At 36.4% G+C, this 16,552-nt stretch carries 10 protein-coding genes; 5 read left to right on the top strand and 5 right to left on the bottom strand.

The window, feature by feature from the left end; genetic code table 11:
* Nucleotides 1-45: 45 nt before the first annotated feature.
* The 3 genes from B1201_RS13505 to B1201_RS13515 are packed head-to-tail and all read right to left on the bottom strand — an operon-like array spanning nt 46 to nt 8,453.
* Complete coding sequence (locus tag B1201_RS13505) at nt 46-444, bottom strand: hypothetical protein (protein ID WP_078193991.1); 399 nt, start codon at nt 442-444, stop codon at nt 46-48.
* Complete coding sequence (locus B1201_RS13510; protein ID WP_078193992.1) at nt 444-5,264, bottom strand: RHS repeat-associated core domain-containing protein; 4,821 nt, start codon at nt 5,262-5,264, stop codon at nt 444-446. The genes B1201_RS13505 and B1201_RS13510 overlap by 1 nt, the downstream gene beginning before the upstream one ends.
* Nucleotides 5,265-5,279: 15 nt before the next feature.
* The gene (locus B1201_RS13515; protein ID WP_078193993.1) at nt 5,280-8,453 is read right to left on the bottom strand and encodes a type VI secretion system Vgr family protein; all 3,174 of its coding nucleotides are present in this window, start codon (nt 8,451-8,453) and stop codon (nt 5,280-5,282) included.
* Between the two features lie 241 nt (nt 8,454-8,694).
* Between B1201_RS13515 and B1201_RS13520 the strand changes: the two genes are divergently transcribed.
* From B1201_RS13520 to B1201_RS13530, 3 genes are read left to right on the top strand one after another with little or no spacing between them, the layout of a single operon-like run.
* On the top strand, nt 8,695-11,112 hold the full coding sequence (locus tag B1201_RS13520; protein WP_078193994.1) for an Hsp70 family protein: 2,418 nt from the start codon (nt 8,695-8,697) through the stop codon (nt 11,110-11,112).
* A 2-nt stretch (nt 11,113-11,114) separates the two neighbouring features.
* Nucleotides 11,115-12,281: a 3'-5' exonuclease gene (locus B1201_RS13525; RefSeq protein ID WP_078193995.1), complete on the top strand. Its 1,167-nt coding sequence runs from the start codon at nt 11,115-11,117 to the stop codon at nt 12,279-12,281.
* Nucleotides 12,281-14,023 carry a hypothetical protein gene (locus tag B1201_RS13530; protein ID WP_078193996.1) on the top strand — a complete coding sequence of 581 codons (1,743 nt, stop codon included), beginning with the start codon at nt 12,281-12,283 and terminating at the stop codon, nt 14,021-14,023. Before B1201_RS13525 ends, B1201_RS13530 begins: the two co-directional genes overlap by 1 nt.
* 264 nt (nt 14,024-14,287) lie before the next feature.
* On the opposite strand, the gene B1201_RS13535 is transcribed toward B1201_RS13530, so the two are convergent.
* On the bottom strand, nt 14,288-14,494 hold the full coding sequence (locus B1201_RS13535; RefSeq protein WP_228144786.1) for a hypothetical protein: 207 nt from the start codon (nt 14,492-14,494) through the stop codon (nt 14,288-14,290).
* A gap of 57 nt (nt 14,495-14,551) precedes the next feature.
* Between B1201_RS13535 and B1201_RS17245 the strand changes: the two genes are divergently transcribed.
* Together B1201_RS17245 and B1201_RS17250 are read left to right on the top strand one after the other, a co-directional pair.
* Nucleotides 14,552-14,770 carry a formylglycine-generating enzyme family protein gene (locus B1201_RS17245; protein WP_257229886.1) on the top strand — a complete coding sequence of 73 codons (219 nt, stop codon included), beginning with the start codon at nt 14,552-14,554 and terminating at the stop codon, nt 14,768-14,770.
* Nucleotides 14,764-15,030: a hypothetical protein gene (locus B1201_RS17250; RefSeq protein WP_078193998.1), complete on the top strand. Its 267-nt coding sequence runs from the start codon at nt 14,764-14,766 to the stop codon at nt 15,028-15,030. Before B1201_RS17245 ends, B1201_RS17250 begins: the two co-directional genes overlap by 7 nt.
* Nucleotides 15,031-15,425: 395 nt before the next feature.
* Here the strand turns inward: B1201_RS17250 and B1201_RS13555 are convergent, their stop codons facing one another.
* Nucleotides 15,426-16,421, bottom strand: coding sequence for a hypothetical protein (locus tag B1201_RS13555; RefSeq protein ID WP_078193999.1), 996 nt, complete (start codon nt 16,419-16,421; stop codon nt 15,426-15,428).
* Nucleotides 16,422-16,552 lie beyond the last annotated feature (131 nt).

A 16,552-nucleotide genomic window follows, 5' to 3' on the forward strand; every position in this document is an offset into this window, starting at 1 on the left:
ATAAAAAAATGGGTAACTGTCAGATCAGATTTGAGCTAGTACACTTTAATTTATAAGAAATATTGCCAATTCTTCTTCATGATAACTTTCAATAATCCATTTTTTATTTTTATCCACAATCCAAAAATCCCAATCCTCATCAAAAATACTGTCTAAATTTTCGAGAATAAATGCAATTTCGCAAATAATTGAATATTTATTTAAGTTAGACCAGAATATTTCCACTTTTTCATAAAGTGGTTTATCAATAAGAAATTCACGTATTTTATTAAGTAAGAAATCTCTTTCATTCTGAACAAGAAGATTAAGCTTATAAGTTTCTTTATCAATCACCCCATGACTTTTTATATTTAATCCTAAATTAAGAATTTCCTTTTCTAAATCTGTGGTTGTTAGCTCAACCGAGCCTAATAGTTCTTTTGAAATAAATGATGGTGTCAACATTAGGTATTCCTTTTTAAAAGAGTTATGAATGTTTTTTCGTTTCCTGGGAATTTTATAGCATAGCGTTTTCCACAGACACCTTTGCCTACGTCTACATTGATATGAGGACCTTTAATAGGATCATAATCCAATCTATATCGAACATATTCTTTTTTTGTAGCACTTATACCAAAAAAGCCTACCTTCTTCCCTTTGCCTTCGCCTAAGTTTCCAATTTGGTCTTGTCTTGTACCGGGAACTAAGGGTCCTATTAATTGTAAAGCTTCTTTTCGAGCAGCTTCAAATGAACCCGCTTGTTTAATAATTTCTGGTTCTCTTTTAGGTGTACTACACTCCTTTTTAGGAGCTAAACCTAATGGATCTACCCATCTAATTGAATTATGGGCATATTGATAAATATTATAACCACCTAACAATTTGATAGGATCACGACTTACAAATCGCCCCACATAAGGCGAATAATACCGATAACGGTTGTAATGTAATCCTGTTTCCTGATCGAAATACTGACCTTGGAAACGAATGTTGTTTGAGATAATTTCACTGTTTTCGAAGAAACTCGATTTAGCCTTTTCAGCCTTACACTCACCCCAAGCCTTATACTCAGCTTTCCAAATGATCGAACCTGTATGGTCAGTCATTTCTTGTGGTGTACCTAAATGGTCACAATGGTAAAACCATACATCATCAAAGCCTTTACTTTGCTTCGTAGTTCTCCACAATGGATCACGATGCACGTTATACGGCTTGTCTGACCAATCAGGCGTTTGGTGTAACTCTATTGGGCTTTGATAGACCGCTTGTAGCATAGGTACAAAGCTGTCTTTTTCGTAGATGTAATGCTTTGTGGCTTCTTCCGTTGATTCATAAGCCAATGTGTCGCCATCCCATCCATAGATGATGTTATGTTCATCACCTGTATGGTGATGTTTACTACGTTTTTGGATACGACGACCTAAAGCGTCATAACGATATTCTGCGGTGTATTGGCTGTTACGGCTTTTGATCATTCGTCCATACACATCCCACTCAAGGTTTAAATCACCTTGCGTAGATTTTTGTCGAATGAGTTGCCCGTATGCATCATATTGGTATTGTTGGTCGAGATATTCTTTCACCACGTTATTGACTAGACGGTTGTAGCCAAAGCCTTTTTCTTCTGTTTGTTGTTGGTGGCTTTGGTCATGATTTTGCGCTTTATCATCATTGTAACGATCTATGATGTTACTAGCAGGGTCAAAGTTAAAGGTCTCTTTACCGAGTTTACTGCTTGCTTCAAGTAAACGTCCGACTGGATCGTATTTGTAGGCAATGTTACCACGTCGTGTATCCTTGATCGCAGTCAATTCACCTGTTTTATCGTATTGATACAGTCGTTGAATCAATTGACTGGTCTGTTGCAGCGCATTGTTCTGTTGGTTATTTTTTTCTTTGTACTGGCTTTGGTAGCCATTGTCATGTTCATTGAGCATGATTTGGCTGTGTAAGCGTCCTGCAAGGTCAAACTGTTGTTCTTGACTGATGCCATTGGCGTAGTGTCTTGTGATTTCTCGATGTAAATCATCTCGTTCAAAGCTGACTAAATCCTGTCCATTGACAATCAGGCTTTGTACATGACCTGTACCGTAGGTGAGCCAATCAATGTTTTGTCCATCTGGTCGAATAGTTTTGATTCGATCATTGATTTCATCGTAGCTGTGTTTCCATACCGCTGTTGTGTTGCTCTTATAATCCTGTTGGTGTTCTTTGATCACATTACCCGCTGCATCGTAGAACCATTTTAGGTTACTTTCTGCATTCTTGGCATGCAGAATACGTCCCATGTAATCGTAAGCAAATTCTTCAGTCAGTTTCTCTTCTAGTTCTAAGCCATAGTGCCCATAGCCTGCGGTACGTTGTTCCAAACGTCCCATACTGTCAAAGATGAATTGTTGAATTCGGTCTTTCGGTGCTGCACGGTCTTTTAAATCTTGTCCATAAGCTGACGCAACCTCGATACTTGTGGTGAGTCGACCATTTAACTCATCATAATGATAAATTGTTTCTTTGCCATCGAAATCGATTTCCTTAATTAAACGACCGCCAGCATCGTAAACAAATTCGTAACTTGCACCATTTTCATTGGTCAATCGTTTTAGGCGTCCTAAACGATCCCATTGATATTTTAACGTATGGTTTAATGCATCGATGCGTTTGGTTATTAAACCTGCTGCATCGTATTCATAGCGTGTCTGCTGTTGCTTAGCATCAACGTGAGCAAGTAACCGTCCTTCAGCATCATGGACAAAATGTTCTTCAGTCCCATCAGCATGTTTGATCTTTTCCAGTTGACCAAAGGCATTGAGGGGTAAACCTTTGATGATGGGTTCTCGTTGTTCTGTGGTCAGATCACTATAGAAGTATTCAACTTTTTGTTTTAGAGCATTTTCTACGGATTTAACACGCCCACGTTCATCATATTGCCATTTTGTTTCTTTGCCTGAACAGTCAGTATAGCTGAGTAAATTGCCCTGATCATCGTATTTCAGGGCTCTAGAGCCACCTTTGGCATCGGTGATTGATGTCACTAAACCCATCCCATTATAGGCATAAGCAGTTTCATGTTTCAGCGGATCAATTTCTTTTATTAAATTTCCTGAACCGTCGTACTCTCTAAACCAACGACCTTGTTCAGCATCGACCATACCAATGAGGTTGTCTTTGTCATCGTATTCAAAATAACTGGTAGCGCCATCAGCTTGGGTTGTCGTTAAAACATTACCGCGTTCATCATACGAGTATGTTGTTTCACTTCCATCTGTGGCTACATGAGAGGTAATGTTTTTAGCATCATCCCTAAAGAACCATTCTTGTAAATTATCAGGATAAATAATACGGTAGGTATAACCAGTGATACCGTAATAATGTTCAGTAACATTTCCCTCAACATCCGTTACTGATGTGACACGTACATTTTCGTCCCACTCCAGTTTTCGAGCTGAACTATAATCATCTGCCCATTCTTCAATCGCTTTTGAGCTTGGTAATTTCCCATCCCATTTCAGATTCATACCACGTTGGGTTAAATCGGTATAACGAGTTAGAAGATGATGCTGATAAGTATATTGGTATGATGCGCCAAATTCATTGGTTGCTTGAATCAAATCGCGTTGATCATTATAAACATAGGCGGAGAGTTGTCGTTTAAGTTGTCCATCTTCGACTAACCATACCGCTTCTACCAAGCCATATTGATTTAATTGTAATGCGAGATGTGCTAAAACTTTTTGGTCTTGTTTAAAAATGATGTCTGACAAATAACTTTGATCGTCAAATACATGGTCATAGCGTAATCCGACACTAAATCCATTTTGTCGCTCTATTGATGTAAGTCGATATTCATTGTTATATTTTTGATAATAACGTGATTCATTTGAACCAAAAGTAATTGCCCGAATTTCATTAGAGACGACCGTGTAAGTAAATGTCTCTACCTCATCATAAAAACTTTGCCCAACCTTTAATTCTTTCAACTTGATTGGACGTCCATCTACACCAATGTATTCCCATCCCTTTAAAACCGTATTCTCTTTAGGGTTCTTTTCATTATATTGGGTACAAGGCACAATTTTACTGCTAAATGGTGTAGTCCAACGTGCACCAAAAATTGAATCATCGTATTGATATAAGTTAGAAACGTAAAAACGCATCAACATTTCAGGAATTAAAGAATGAATCTGAGCATCGGCATGCGTTAAAAATTCTGTACCCATTGCGAAGGTGATAGATTTTGCAGTACTGCCATTACAGTTCTTACATTGATTGGCATTATTTGTTGCCTGATGTTCATTCCTTGATTTTTCTAATTTAGCGTTATTTTTATCATTCTTTGCTTGTGTGGTCTGTGTTGCTTTGACTTGGGCTGACTTATTATTCTTTCTGAAACGTCCTGCACCTACTCTTAGGACTTCAAATAACCAGCCTATCGTTTGCGGTTCTGCTTTATTACCAAGCTTTCTGATTTTTTGATTGGCGGTTACGCCAACTTTATCAATTGTTGCACCTACATTTAAAACAGGTTGTTTTAAATTTTGGGGAACCAACATTGAAACTACTTTTGCATTATTATTTACATTGGATTTAAATAATGCTTTACCCCAATTTTCTGTCATATATACAAGGTTTTTTCCTGCACGAGTCAGGTCTCCGCTTTGCAAACCTTTTGCAATACCTACCGCCTGTTGCTGTGCTCGCGTTAGATTAGAACCTGCGTTGGTAAATACTTTACCTTGTGTTACAACGCGAGTAATACCACCATTAATTTCAGTGGTAGCTCCTTGTATGGTATCCCCACATTTCCCTAAAATTGTATTAAGTTGTGTCAATCCTGTTTTACAAAACTTCTCAATATTTCCTGCAACTTGATCATTAAGATGTTTACCGATGACTGTGATAACAGCTTCAGTTAGTGCAGATTTGCCAACTCTTTTAACTTCTTGGCGGACTAAGAATAAAGCTGGTCGAGCTGAAGTACGAATAGCTGTTGTACCAGGAACAGGAGCAACACCAATTAAATCAATACCCACGGTTGTCCAATCAAAGACATCCGCCTTTTGATAGCCCTTATCATAAATATGAAGAATGTCAGTCACCACATCAATTGCAGCCATGACATTGCCAATAATTGGAACTGTACCCAATACATTACTAACAAGGTCTAATCCCACAAGTTGATGGGTATGATCTTTTAACCACTTATCAATTTTTTGCTTAGAATTATTAATATCTGCAATTGCCACTTCATTAAGTGGTTTTACGACTTCTGTTTTAGCTTGAGCCATTCTATTTATTCTCTATCAATTTTTATCAAAAGGGCTTTTTAAATACTGAGGTAAGTTATTTTGAGCAATACCACTTATACTCGTCAGGTTTGACCCACTAGTTTGTGAGGCGATAAAGCCTCCCTCCATATTTGCCATCAAACCACCTTTTGATTGTGTAATCGGCAATAAACTTGAAATTGTTTCTGAAACTAGCCCTTGAGCTTGGCTATTGATCATCGGAAGCAGCGTTTTTGCACCATCTGATTTAATTTTTTTAGCTAATTCAATATTTTTCATCAAACTTTTAGGATCTTTGAGTTGCTTAGCAAAATCACCTAAAGCAGATTGTGCTTTTCTACTTACACTTTCTAAAATTGAAGCTGTTTCTGCTAAATCAGGATCATTTTTATTTGGCCACTCAACTTCACGTTTAAAATCACTCGCTACATCCCAAGGATCACGTTTATCATCTTCAAAGTTAATTTTAACTGCACCAGCAGCCAATCCAGATACACGGGCAAAACCTTTGTCATCAAGTTTACCCTTGACCACTTTACCTAAAGTATCTGTAACTGTGTATTCACCAGCTTTGACGAACTCGCCATGTGTATAGTCATGAATTAATTCTAAGATACCCTGAGCACGTTTCGGCGGTGGAGGTAAACTAGATTTAGCACTAACACTCGCCCCACCCTGGAATACATGCTGCCCAGCCTTAACTTCAAACTTCCCACCTGTTTTCTGAAATATCCCTGAACCATTTAAAGTGATTTGAGAAGATCCACCTGTGATCTGAACTTCTTTCGGACTGCTAATCACCACTTTATCATCTGTCGAAGAAATGGTAATTCCCATTTTAGCCAATACATTCAAAGCATCCGACTGCGCTTGTATTTCAACTTTACTTTGTGCAGCTACAGCTTTGATCCCACCTTGCGCAGCAAATAAGCTGAGCTTATTTTGTGCTTGTGCTATCCAGTTCTTTTGCGTACTGAAGTTGATACTATCGCCTGCAATTTGGTTGATCTGTGCATCCGCAGAGAGATGAATATCTTCAGGTGTGCTCAATGCAATACCATCAGGTGAACTGAGTAAAAGTATCGCTTTTTTAAATTTCGCGATCTTTTGTTCAAGCTGTTCAGCAAATTCTTTCAGTTGTTCAACTGATTCGATTTCATCGGTTTTTTGGTTTTTGGCAATGTCACTTAAAGCCTTGCTGTTGGTCTGACTGCCTTCCAGTTGTTTCTTGGCAATTTCAGCATCAAGATGTTCACCTTTGGCTTGGTCTTGTTTATAGGTACTTACAAGTAAACCTTGCCCTGCACGGACTGCACCCCATTGATCCGTACGCAGTTCAAAACCTTCACCACGATCTTCGCTTTCAGCTTTGTCTTTAGGATGACTCAACTTACCTAAGTTAAGTTGTGTTGCACCGTGACTGCTTTGCAGTTGGGTGCTGATTTGTCCTGTAGTGTCATCAAAGCGTAGTTGCCCAAAGCCTTCACCTTTGACTTCTTTAGAACGAATACCTGCCAGTTTTTTGGTATCAGGTAGTTTGCCTTTGCTATCGAATTTGGTTGGACTACGTTGTGCTTCGTGAATACGTCCGATGACAAAAGGGCGGTCAATATTGCCATCAAAGAAGTCGATGACAACAATCTCATTCACACGAGGTAGGAATCTTGCTCCATAGCCTTCACCTGCCCATGGCGTCAGTACATCGACCCAAGCGGAATCGGTGTCATTGTCGTTTGAGCCTGCACCACCATCATGAGTATTATCTTCATTTCGGGTGAATAGGAATCGAACTTTGATGCGTCCCCATTCATCGACATGAATTTCTTCTCCACTTAAACCCACCACTTTGGCACGCATGGGATGTACTGTTGGTCTTTGGGTGAGAGGATTATACTCAGGAACGGTGGCAATATTACGTCGTTGCAATACGAGGTTGTTAGCTTGACGTTCATCTTGGTTATTGGTTTGAATATCAACTTGTTGCCAATTACTTTGTTTAAGCAAGGCTGTGACTTGATCGGTTAAGTCTTTGGGAAGATTATTCTGATTATAAAAGGACTTAGCAGTAATTAGGAATTCTTTATCCGCGCCATCATGTTCATCAATTTCTGGGTGTTCATTGAATTCAAACCAGTAACCTACCTGTGCATCACGCACGGTTGAGGTTGCAGTAAATTGTTTGGCTTGTGAGTCGTAGTAGTTGCTCAGGTTTTCATTAAACTTTTCAATCTGACTATTGCCTGATTTGGTTGCACCATCTTCACCTTTGAGGTCTTGTATCCATGCAGGGGAAAAGTGCCATGCCTGTTCTAAGCCAAGGCTTGCATTGTCTTGGTTTTCACTATGGCTGTGTTTGCTTTGTATTGAGCCTGCGCCTTCTTCGGTTTCAAGTGCATCAGCTTGCCAGCGTTGGATGTGAACCGCAGTCGGTTGAATACTACGCCGTCCAATAAAATTGGTGATCGAATCAGTTTGTTCTACTGCCGAGCTTCTATGGAAGCGAATATTACGTCGATCCAAAGCTTTGTACTGGGCATTATCATCAATCAAACGGAGTTTTTGGGGTTGAATTTGTTCACTTGAACTGGAGACTTTCAGTTGTGCTTCATCAATTAACCAGTTAATACCTTCAGATGCGAGAAGCCGTTGAACAAAGTCTATATCCCGTTCATTCATCTGCATGATGAATGGACGAATATCGTAGTCTTTAGTGAGTCCACTTTTATCCAATGTCAGACTTGAAGTAAATAATGGACTTTTTTGTTGCCACTCAGAGAAGATGGTTTGCACTACGTCAACCACAGACTTATTCATGAACACGCGTGAGTTTCGACGGTGTTTCCAGAGTGCTGTTGGGTCCTCTACGGTTAAGCGATAAATCGTGAGCGATCCATCACTTGCACCAATATCGGCTTTGGTCACAATACCAGAAATACGATTGAGTTCGGATTTGTCGTTGACAATATCAATTGCTGTTTGTGCACCAATGAATTGCTTTAAAGGTATATTCGCTGAGGTCGAAAGGCAGATGAGTTGTAAATGAATACCCTTATTTAATTCATGCGTGCCTTCAATACGCTGAAGGAAGACTTGGTCGTTGAGCGTGCCGTTACTAAACTGTACGTGTATTGCACGTTTTTGTGCGGTAAGTCCAAGTTGCTCTAATTCAGCATGAATATTATTGGGCATTCTATTTAGTTTTTGTAGGTTTAATCTGTGGCCAATTTTACTAAATTCGGTCTTGTTTAGTCTATATTGATTTATATTTAAGCGACACTTTGTGTCTCTTTTTGTTGCAGGCCTTAGTCTAAATTATCTTTAACACTTTTATTTCATTAAGGGGGGATTACCGACTTATCTCACTTCTATTGAATAACTCCCCTAAGAACAACATAATAGATTTATTCTCCTTCAAAAAACCTTAATTAAAATGCCTATAGAACATTCTTGCAATACAAATTGGCTTATTAATCAAAATTCAGAAAAAAACCAACTTCCTTCATATCCCAATAAGCTCTATATTGGTATTGATTTTGGCACATCTACAACAGTTGTAAGTCAGGTAGTCATTACTGAGAACTCCGTTGAAAAAGTAAAAACACTTACTCTTAATCAACCCGATGAATATGGTGCGACCATACGGCATCACCTAGTGAATACAGTACTTGCGTGGCGAAATAAAACTCTTATTTGGGGCCAAGATGCATATCGATTAAAATCGCTATTAACTGAAAGTCGCAATGTTTTTTCATCATTTAAAATGCGCTTAGGGTTAGCAATAGGTCCCACTTATCCATTGACCGCTCTATCTGAGAGCAAGGCTCAGCCTTATATCATTGAGACAGCAGAAGATGCTACTCAAGTTTTTTTTAGTAAGCTTTTAGAAAGTATTAAGAATGAAACTGGAAATTCAAATTTAGAAAATTACAAATTTGCCTTCTCAGTTCCTGCTTCATTTGAGGCTAATCAAAGACGTAGTCTATTCAATAGCTTAGAAGAGTGTGGGATTGATGAGAGTCAATGTTGTTTAATTGATGAACCTAATGCCGCATTTTTAAGCTTTGTATATGATTGTACTAGAAATAATACAACACATCCTTTTTTAGAAAAACTCAAGTCTAGACCAACAAACATTCTTGTATACGATTTTGGTGCAGGAACATGTGATGTGACAGTTCTTCAAGTTGATGCTTTCAACAACAAATTTTCATCAAAAAATCTAGCAATTTCAAAATTTACAGCTTTAGGTGGCGATGATATCGATCGAGCTATAGCCAAAAATATACTATTACCTCAACTTTTAAAAGAAAACACACATTTTCAACCCGATTCTAGAGATATTTCAGAAATTGTCATTCCTGTTTTGCAAGCGACAGCAGAACAATTAAAAATAGCTGTTTGCAAATGGCTTGATCAAAAAAATATAAATCAATTTAGAAGTTTAGATCAATATTCTAGTGAAATTTTTACATTACATTCTCTAGAAGGAATTAAAGTTAGAGACTGTAAATTAAATTTAACAAAGCCATCTCTATGTCTTGGTGAATTTAAAATTATCATGGATGATTTTGTGGGGATGTATGATGGTATACACACACCGATGCATTTAGCCTCTCCGATTGAAGATGCATTATCTAAAGCGAATATAGAACGTGAAGACATAGATGGTGTTCTTTTCATCGGAGGAAGTTGTCTTAACCCATTAGTACAATCATGCGTAATGAATTACATGAATGAGTTCTCTAATGAAGTAGAGGCAATCTTACCCAAGGATGTAAGAGCTCATGTTTCTCTCGGAGCAGCAATTCATTCATTTAGCTATCATGGTCTAGGAATTGACTTTATTAAGCCTATTGTTTCAGAAGCTATATATATCATCACCTCTCATGAGCATTTGGAAACAATCATACCAGCATCAACTGAGGTTCCTACCCCACAGCCTTTCCATACTCAACTAATAGTCACCCGTGATGATCAAAACATTATAGATTTACCTATTTGCGTAGGTAGCAAAAGTAAACTTTTGGGTATTTTGACTGTAGAGATAGAAGAAGATTATTTTAAGCAAGGAGCTATCGTTGATGTCTACGCCAATATTAATCATGAAAAGCTTCTTAATGTTGAAGCGGTAATCGATGGGATAAAAGTAAACGCTTCTATTCTAAATCCTCTAGCCAATAATACTTTAACAAAAGTTGAAGAACACATGCTTCGAGCGAAGCAAAAGTTTAATCAAGCACTTTTAGATTATAATGGCCGCCCTCCTATAGATATTGCCGTTGAGTATGCCTCAGCCTGTTCAGAAGCTGGAGCATATGAATTAGCTGCAGATCTTTACATTGCTATCGAACGCTTAGATCGTAATGCGAATCATGCTACTAACATTTGTTACAATTATGCTCGGGCGGGTAAATCACAAAAATCGAATGATTGGGCCGAAATTGCTTACAAACGCTCACCAAATGCTGTCAATGCATTTAATATTGCTTGCAAGTCATATGGAGAGAAAGAGGAGCTCTATCTTCGTAAAGCATTAGAACATGATCCAAACTACACTTCTGCATTATTGTCACTTGGAAAAATACTCCAACTCCGTGGTGATATTGAAGGTAGCCTGCTACTAGAAAAATCACTCATATTACTCCAAGATGAACTATACAATAATGATGTAACAATTCGAAATTGTGATGATCTGATTGAAGTATGTGAGATACTTGACGGTTATGAACAGCTTAAATCTACAGCATCTGATACGAAGAAAAGAATCATTCATGAGAATAAAGAGTTATATTCCTCTGAAAATTTAGTATCTAGTCTAAAACCAAATTTAGGCGTGAAAGAGGGTTAATTATGGCTTGGTGGATTAAAAAGCAAAATTTGAGTGAAGAGCAACGCCAATACATTCTATCAATTAAAAACAATTTAAGTCATGTTCATTGGGTTCGAGGAGCTGCTGGTACTGGAAAAACAACAGTTTTAGCAGCTTTGACACAAGAACTTAAGCTTGAATACCCTAATGCTTCTTTTTGTTATTTGACATACACACATGCTCTTAAGGATTTAGCAATTAGTGCCTTTAAAGAAGAAAATGTAGAAGGGGTACACTTCCTTACACATACCAAATTTTTAAAAAATAATTGGCCATGCGATTTCGTGTTTCTAGATGAAGTTCAAGATATTTCTGCTGAAGATTTAAATACAATCAAGAAACTATCAACGCATTTAATTATTGCTGGCGATTGTGCCCAATCTATTTATGAACAGTCAGCTACAGAATCAGAAATTATTAAAACGGTTAATCCTTTCCAACATGTATTAATGATTATTCATAGACTTACAGAGTTCTTAGCTAAAATTGCTTTCAGTATTTTACCGAATAATCATTTACTTAGTGGAAAACCAGGAAATACTTTGGCAAATACAACCGCTAGACTGATCCAATTTGAAAATCAAAATCAAGAATTCATTTGGACAGCCCAAGAAGCATTAAGTAGAGCTAGACCAGACAAGCCTAGTTGTATATTGCTATCTCATCACAAAGATATTAGTTCGCTTATTCAAGTGATCATCCAACATTTTTTTTCTAAAAATGCTGATGAATTATTTTCATATCAAGCAGGTAAAAGTGACCGATATGATTATAGACAAGTAAATGCTTATTTAAGAGACAATAATATTAACATCAGATACTTGGGAAATGACTTTGGCGACTTTAACGAGATGCCATCAAAGCCAATGGTATACCTAATGACATATCATAGCTCAAAAGGTCTAGATTTTGAGCAAGTCTTTATTCCACAGTTAAATAGTAATAAAGATATTGTCAAATCATTTGTGTTGGAAAAAAATCCAGATTTAGATAAGCGGTTACTCTTTGTAGCAACAACAAGAAGCCGTTGTAATCTATTTATGAGTTACCACACGTCTATCCCCCATAAACTAATTCAAAATCTTCCAAATATTACTCAAATTAAATATCAGCCTAATCAAGATGATGAGGATGAGGAGTTCTTTTAATGATCAATGGCCAATATATTGTTCTTAGCTTTAAAGAATGGAATAACTGGATCTCTCAAGGCTTATTAAAAATACATAGTTTTAGAATTCAACCATGTCAGAACTCTAAACATAGTTTTTTTAATTTAATGAATACTGCGGCCGATATTACGCATTTAGATGATAATGAGTATATCCTTGCTAAACTATCTAAATCATATTCATCTTCTACTTATCAGTCTGAACACACTTTGGCTAGCTATATTAATTTAGAAGCCGTGCAACAATTTTATGCATTAACGGAACGGGGTAAATTCGCATTAAAGCATAGTGCCAATAATCTACAGGTTAGTTTAGCAACAGATTTAGAGATAGAAAAATTTTGGGAAGCATATCGCTTAGATCAAAAAAAGATTTTAGAGCATGAAAAGGCACTAAAATTTACTGGACTTATATTTGAAAATAAAATTTCTAAAGAGTCTTTATTTGATTTAATAAACAATAAAACTTTAAATGAATATTTCAACCCCAGTAAATATGAAATTTCTCATCTACAAGCACAAGATGAAAAAGCTAAAAAGCAGCTTTTCTCTTTAGAAAGTTTTGATAACACTAAAGCCTATGCTGGCATGTTTACCCGTTTATTATTTAATCTTGAGGTCAATGATCCTGTCCTCATTGAAAAATATAAAGAAATCTCTAACTTATGTAGCTCAAGAGAATATTATAGCTCTTTAAAAGAGCAACAGACTAAAGATGAACTCACATCAAAATTCTTGTCTAAGCAAATTTTGAGAGAAAAAATTTTAACGGAATACATGCTTCTAGAATCTCAAATTAAGCATTTACCACTGCTTGCATTATCTCTCTACTTTCACTATGAAATGTTAATTAAAAATAACTATCCACTAAATTTAAGTGCATTAAAGGAAGACATTTTAAGTCTTAATTTCTTTTATATAGAATCAGAATGTAAAGAATATAACGACTTACCGTATTTGGTAGCTTTTAGCATTGGAAAGTTATTGCCATCTGAATTTATTAATACACTTTATTACTACAAAACAAAAGCCTATCCATGTTTTAAGACGACTCATCAATCCGATTTAGAACAGGCTTTGCCAAGCATTGCTGACGAAGAATTTCTAGAAACGACATTAAATGAACTTAATGAAGAAATTTCTAAAACTTGGACTGAAGTTCAGCGTAGCATTCAGATATCACAGATCTCCGACGTCACACCTACAGTAAAAAAAGAAGATATCAACGCTTCGAATATTACTCAACTCACAGTATCAACAGCCATCACTCATCCATCAGAAAAGGATCTGCACACTCAGCCACAAATAACACAGGTACCAGAAATAAATGATTTAAATCCCCCTATGTCAGTACAGCAACCTGAGCATCCGAAGCCTCAATCCTCATCGACAAACATACAAGAGCAAATCAGTTTAATTGCAGAACATCAGGTAAATGAGGAATCGCTAACTGTCTCATCAGCTGATGAGACAGTGGCTATGCCACAACATCCGCTTATTGAGCGTTTAATACAATTGTTTAATGACCCAAAGATTCAAGATTTTAAATCTTTGATCCACAATTTGAAGGCTGATTACACATTCACTGACATCACAAATCAAACTAAATTAAGAGATCGATTAATTAGTGAAGGTATTTTAAATGCAGATAACACTCCTAAAGCTAGAGATACTGAAAATCTTTTTAATTACATGAAAATAGAAATAGATAAAAAAATTTAGTTCTAATATCTATCGTTTTCCAGTTTATATTTCAATTTTCAGTAGCCACTAACTTTATAAATGGCTGCTGAAAACCTCTTTGAGAGTTAAACAATAAATTTGTGTAGCATTTAATAAATCTTTATTTAATATTAAATGTATAGAAAGTTACATTGCTAATATTGAGGTGGTGGTGGCAATTTAACTCATCCAAAATCTCTAATGAAATCTAGTGATTAAAAAAATGCAGATCTAAATTTTTACCCCAAGTTACACTAATTTCCTTTAAACCTGACTCAATAACAGACCTGCCATCAAGACCCGATCAAAGCTATACACATACGCAAAAGGACTTTCTACACAATGTCCAACTAACGGCAAATTATGATCAGATTGGTCAGTTCTAAGCACAGCATCTGCTGAACAAATCGCATAAATCCCTCTAAACTGAGTTAGACGTGTTAAGTGATTACGCTCTCTGTCACGATACATCTCAATATCAGCGCACAAAAGTATTGTCAGTGGTTACGCAATCAAATGGGGCAAAAAATGGATTTACCGACAGAAGCACAATGGGAATATGCTGCCCGAAACCGTGGACAATACCTTCTCTATGCAACCAATGATGGCACCATGAAAAATGGGGTAAATATTGCAAGCTATGAACAACTCAAAACCAATTCTGTTAAATATGGGTATAATAATTATGGACATCTTCCTATATTAGAAAAGTATCACCAAATCCTTTGGGAATTTACGATATGGTGACAAACAATAAAGAATGGGTCAGAGACTGGTATAGTGAAAACTACTATGCAGAGTCACCTGTTAACAATCCACAAGGACCCAAACAAGGCACAGAAAAAGTCATGCGCAGTTCTTTTACACAAGGTGGTGATAATGCTGGGGGCGGTGATGGCATGAATATCTACCGTCAAAAAGCCCCTCCTACAGCCATTCTAAAAGAACGTGATGAAACAGCGGATGTCAGCCAAAATATGTCTTTTCGCTGTATAAACCACACTTGATAAATTCCATTTTGGTTATTTAATTCTAGTGAAGTATCAATCATCTCAATGTTGCTTGCTAACAGCATATCTCTATCAAAAGGACCCGCTCCAATTCAGCTTTATTTTTTCGTGTTTCGGCTTTCCATATCGGATCTTTATAAACCCAATAATATTCATGCTAAAATTGAGTATAGTCAGGCGTTTCTGAAAGCTTGATAAAACATCTATAGCCCGTTTGCAACAACGGTACAAAACTCTGCGGCTCACAGACATAATGCTTTATTTTTTCGCATCAAATTGAAATCAATAAATAATAAGCTAATACAATGCTTACGTGACTTTGATGTAGGCGTTAGGTGGTAGTCATATTCAGCCTATTCCCTTAATTTATATTGAAAAATCGAAAGAGCTTTTTATTTATCCATCATTTTAAACATCGTAAATTCAAAATTATCTTTTGCACTGATTTCTTCTGGCCGCTGTAAATTCATTTTATTTTTTCTTATCACATCATCATGCCAAACAGGCAATGGTTTGATATGCAATAAAATTCTTCGCGCCACAAAGTTACACACATCAAAGGGATAAGAAAACAATGATGGAACCCAATTATAGTGATAAATGATCCGAAATGACTTCCAGGTCTCTTTCCAGCTTTCTTTTGCGCCTTGAACATTTTGACAATAAGTTAGTTGTGTAAAAGGATCAATGGTACCGTACATAGGATGCGGTTTGGGGTATAGCTCCTCTGGTCCTTTCATCATAAAATGACAAATAAAAGTCCATAAACCTTGAGTACGGAATATTCCAATCATTGGAAAGCCAATCACAAAGGTATGTTTTAGGATGCCGTCTTCGATGATATGTGCCCGAAGCTCTCGTAATGGAATGCCAGACAACCCAAAACTACTGCCCATAATATAAACTACATCTGTCCATTTCTTTTCTATATATTCTTGATCATTAATATAGAAAAAAACTTTACCTGTTTTTCTATTAAAAAGAACAGGCTTACAAATAGGTTGTTTATGGTCGTATTTAAAATATGGACTCATAAATGCATAAAAGACAAGTATTATAAAAAATAAATAAACAATTATAATAAATACATACATACCAATCCCATCATCAAAAAATGGATTAGTTAAAAAATAAATCAGCAAACCAATTGAAAACAACCATATAGGTAAAATAAAAATAAACATGCTTATAGACTTACCTAGCCGAGCATAAGATTGATCAATCAATTCAATATAATCATCATTCATGCTAATAAATGACCAGTTATGATTTCTCTTAGAATCATTGTCAACTTTGAGTAGAATATCCCCTTCATCTAAATGAGAAAAAGGAATATTCTGCTCAAACACATCATAACCAAAGACGTGTTTTTTAATTTTACTTTTCATATTAATTGTATACCGACTTTAGGCCCAACATTTGTTGTTGAATAGTATCAAACCTAATTATACTTTGATCCGTTGATAATAAACATTTACGAATCCATTTTTGGATATCATTATCTTGGGCAAAATATGCA

The organism is Acinetobacter sp. ANC 5600 (genome assembly GCF_002018395.1).
GTDB lineage: Bacteria > Pseudomonadota > Gammaproteobacteria > Pseudomonadales > Moraxellaceae > Acinetobacter > Acinetobacter amyesii.